Origin of the sequence: Mycobacterium sp. (genome assembly GCF_040509115.1) — a bacterium.
Lineage (GTDB): Bacteria > Actinomycetota > Actinomycetes > Mycobacteriales > Mycobacteriaceae > Mycobacterium.
This window is the reverse complement of sequence record NZ_JBEVLO010000455.1, coordinates 1-4,307: the sequence shown is the minus strand read 5'-3', so window position 1 is coordinate 4,307 and position 4,307 is coordinate 1. Positions and strand designations below refer to the sequence as shown.

The 4,307-nt window shown below is 69.5% G+C and carries 4 protein-coding genes; all 4 read right to left on the bottom strand.

What is annotated here, in order from left to right; translation table 11 throughout:
* Positions 1–803: alpha/beta fold hydrolase (locus tag ABW137_RS31050; RefSeq protein ID WP_526405952.1), on the bottom strand; the 803-nt coding region annotated here is incomplete at its 3' end.
* Positions 804–841: 38 nt separating this feature from the next.
* Entirely contained in the window at positions 842–1,633 is a 792-nt protein-coding gene (locus tag ABW137_RS31045) for an enoyl-CoA hydratase/isomerase family protein (protein ID WP_526405950.1), read from the bottom strand.
* A complete protein-coding gene (locus ABW137_RS31040) occupies positions 1,633–2,871 on the bottom strand; it encodes an alpha-hydroxy acid oxidase (protein WP_526405948.1) in 1,239 nt (412 codons plus the stop codon). The genes ABW137_RS31045 and ABW137_RS31040 overlap by 1 nt, the downstream gene beginning before the upstream one ends.
* The coding region (locus ABW137_RS31035) for a class I adenylate-forming enzyme family protein (protein ID WP_526405946.1) at positions 2,871–4,307 on the bottom strand (1,437 nt) is incomplete at its 5' end. The genes ABW137_RS31040 and ABW137_RS31035, both read right to left, overlap by 1 nt.

Sequence of the window (4,307 nt, the reverse complement as noted above, 5' to 3'; positions counted from 1 at the left end):
TTGTCGGTCCACGCCCAGAACTTCTCGGCGATCCAGGCGGCCTGCCCCGCCGGAGAGTCGGTGAGTCCGTAGCCGAGGGTCTGCGGCCGCGTCGCCTGCTGCCCCGAGTACCCCCGGCCGGTGCGCTGGAACTCGTTGGCGGCCTTGAGGTTCGCCTGCTCACCTGGCGTCGGGTCATCGAACGTGCCTGCCGTCACGGCGCCCATGTTCACGTGCACGCCGACCACCCGTTCGGGGGCCACCTCGCCGAGCGCGCCGGACACCGCCGACCCCCAGTCCCCGCCCTGGGCCCCGTACCGCGGGTAACCCAGGGACACCATCAGCGCGTCCCAGGCGCGCGCGATGCGCTCGACGCCCCACCCGGTGGTCGACGGCTTGTCGCTCCACCCGTACCCGGGCAGCGACGGAGCCACCACGTGGAAGGCGTCCGCGGGGTCCCCACCGTGCGCGCGGGGATCGGTCAGCGGGCCAAGCACCTCCAGGAACTCGAGCACCGAACCCGGCCACCCGTGCGTGAGCACCAGCGGCAACGCGTCCGGTTCCGGTGAGCGGACGTGCACGAAGTGGATACCCAAGCCGTCGACGGTGTCGCGATACTGCGGAAAGGCGTTGAGCCGCTTAGCGAATCCAAAGTCGTAGTCCTCGGCCCAGGTGCGGCACAGGTCCTGCGCATAGGCCAACGGCAGACCCTGTGACCAGTCGTCCACCGGCTCGGCTTCGGGCCACCGCGTGCGTCGCAACCGGTCCCGCAGATCTGCGATCTCGGCTTCGGTGACGGTGACCTCGAACGGCTCAGCAGCCACAGCGGGCTCCCTTCCACGCTTGCGGAGACCTCGGGCGTTCAGTAGCGGTGTGCCCCGACGGCGCCGGGGAAGACCGGTTCGGTCTTGCTGCGCACCGCGGCGATCCCCACCTCCGCGTCGGGCAGGGTGAGACTGTGGGCCTCCATGTAGAGCGAGTGCTCGAAGATGCCGATGTTCTGCAGATACCAGTCGTTGAGCGCCGCCTTGGTGGCCTGGATCGCGAACTGGGGGCCGCGCGCAAGCCGTCCGGCGATGTCCTCGGCCGTGGGCATCAGCTCCTCATGGGGCACACACTTGCCGACCAGGCCCATCTCGGCGGCTTCCCGGCCGCTGATCCGGTCGCCCGTCAGCAGGAGAAACTTCGAGCGCGCCATGCCGATCGCGAGAGGCCAGACCAGCGCGGCATGATCACCCGCGACAGCGCCCAGCTTGATGTGACCGTCCATCAGGACCGCCTTCTCGCTCGCGATGCTGATGTCGGCGAGCAGCGCGATCGCGAGGCCGCCGCCGACCGCGACGCCGTTGATCGCGGAGACGATGGGCTTGCGACAGGCAATCATGTTGCGCACCAAGGCGCGACCGTCCCTGGTGTCCACAGCCGGTGGGCCGTTGCCCGCCTCGATGTCGCCACCGGCACTGAAGGCCCGGCCCGCGCCGGTGATCAGAGCGACGTTCATGTCGGGGTCGTCGTCGAACTCACGCCAGATCCGACCCTGCTCACCGTGCCCGACCTCGCCGGAGGCGTTCAGCTTCTCCGGTCGGTTCATGGTGATCCGCAGGACCCGGTCCTCGCCGGGTTCCACCTTGAGGAATTTGTAGTCGTCGTACATCAGTTGCTCCTGTTCGTCGTCGGGAGGGAGGCGTGGTCGGTGGTGAGTGCGTCGATGTCAGGGACGCCCAGCAGGCGCAGGGTGCGGGCCACGTCGGTGCGCAGGATGTCGACCGCGCGGGCGACGCCGGGCTCTCCGCCGGCCATCAGGCCGTAGAGATAGGCACGCCCGACGAAGACGCCGGTCGCACCGAGCGCCACCGCGGCGCAGACATCGGCCCCCGACGTCACGCCGCCGTCGACGTAGACCTCGGGGCGGTCGCCGACGGCCGCCCGCACCTCGGGCAACAGGCGCAGCGGTGACTCGCTCCTGTCGAGCTGACGACCGCCGTGATTGGAGAGCACGACGCCGTCGGCGCCCGCGTCGAGGACCCGCTGCGCGTCGGCCACGGTCTGCACACCCTTCACCAGCAACGGGTGCGGCCAGAACGCGCGCAGCCTGCGAAAGTCCTCGATGCCGAGGGTCGGGTCGAACATGTTGTTGGCGACCTCGGCTGCGGTGCCCTGCCAGTCATCGAACGAGGCGAACCGCAGGGGTTCGGTGGTGATCAGGTTGAGCCACCAGCGCGGATGACGCGCCATGTCGGCGAGAGTTCTCGGCCCGATCCGCGGCGGGATGGTGAAGCCGTTGCGGACGTCCCGGAAGCGGGCTCCGGACACCGCGGTGTCCAGGGTCAGGACCAGGGCGTCGTAGCCGGCAGCGAGCGCCCGCGCCACCAGGGCCTCGCTGATCTCCCGGTCTCGTCGGGGGTAGAGCTGGAACCACTTGCGACCAGCGGGAGACGCCTCGACCAGCTCCTCGACCGACGTCGTGCCCACGGTCGACAGCACGTAGGGGATTCCGGCTCGGGCGGCAGCGCGGGCCGCGGCCCGTTCGCCCTCGTGGTGCATCATCCGGGTGAAACCGGTCGGGGCCAGGACTATCGGGAGGTCCGCCCGCGCACCGAGGAGGGAACGCGAGAGCGTCACCTCGCCGACGTCGCGCAGGATCTGTGGGTGAAAGCGGACGTCGCGCCAGGCCGCGTGATTGCGGGCAATGCTGACCTCCGCCTCGGCACCGCCGTCGACGAAGTCGAACACCGCGCGGGGCACCCGCCGGCGCGCCAGGGCGCGCAGGTCGGCGACGGTGTGGATCTGGGCGAGCCGCCTGTTCCGCGTGGCCGGAGCGAAGCCGCGAACGTCGATCATCCGAGCGAGCTCGCCCACGGGCGGGCGGCGGCGCTGCGTCACGAGGGCCATCAGATCCGCCGGTCCGCGCCGAGCCAGAAACCCTCACGTACGCGGTTGCGCAGGACCTTGCCGTTGTGACTGCGGGGTAGTTCGGCGACCAGTTCGATCCGCTTCGGCGTGCGCACTCCGCCGAGAAGCTCACGGCACCAACCGATCAGCTCCTCGGGGGTCGCCTCTGCCCCGGCGCGCAGCTCGACCACCGCGATCACCTGCTCGCCCCAGTCCGGGTGGGGCGCACCGACAACAGCACAATCACCGACGGCGGGATGGCGCCAGAGGACCTGCTCCACCTCGCTGGGGAACACGTTGAACCCGCCGCTGATGATCATGTCCTTCTTGCGGTCGGTGATGTGCAGGTAGTTGTATTCGTCCAGCCGACCGATGTCACCGGTGTGCAACCAACCGTCGATGACCACCTCTGCAGTGCGTTCTGGCTGGCCGTAGTAGCCGACCATCACCGAGTCGCCACGGACGCAGACCTCGCCCTCGGTTCCCCGGGGTACTGCGCGGTCCTCGTCATCCCTTATCTCCACCGAGAGCAACGGCGACGGCCTACCGCAGGCCGACAGGCGCGCCTCGTTCAGCGTGCCGTCGGCGTCGAACAGTTCGGCACAGCGCATCAGCGCGATCGTCCCGGGCGCCTCGGTCTGCCCGTAGGCCGATGTCATCACCGGCCCGAAGACGTCGATGGCCTCGCGGAGGCGATCCACCGACATCGGCGCCGACCCGTAGATGAGGTAGCGCAATGAGCTGAAGTCCCGCTCCTGACCGCGGAGGTGATCCAGCCAGCGGTAGATCACCGTCGGCGGCAGGAACATCTCGGTGACGCCGTGCTCCTCCACCACGTCGGCCAGAATCGTGTAGTCGGCCTTGTCGAGAACCACGACGGTGCCGCCCCTGGCGGTGGTGGGCAGGCTCAAGAAGCCGCTCGTGTGTGTCATGGGGGCCGCGGCGAGGTTGACGATCGGCTGATTCGCCTCGTAGTTCATCAACATCATCAGCAGCGCGGTGGACGTGGTGAGGCCCCGGTGGCTGTTGAGGACTCCCTTCGGGGCCCCCGTCGTCCCGCCCGTCGGCGGGATCGCCACGATGTCCTCGACCGAGGTGACGACATCCGGTGGGGTGGAAGACAAGTCGCCGCACCAACTGTGCAGCCCCGGGGCGGTCTCGTCGTCGCGGTCCAGGCACACCGCCAGGCGCAGCTCCGGAACCCGGGATCGCAGCTGCTCCACCACCGGCGCCAGCGATGAGTGGTAGAAGATCGCCTGACAGTCGAAAGTCGCTGCGAGGTCGGCGGTGTCGGCGGCGGGCATCGACGGGTTCAGCGGTACCCACACCATCCCCGCCCGCCAACTGGCGAGCACGCAGATCCACGCCTCGGGGTGGTTGGGAGACAGCACCGCGACCTTGGTGCCGTGCGGCAGGGCTGCGGTCAGTCCGTGGGC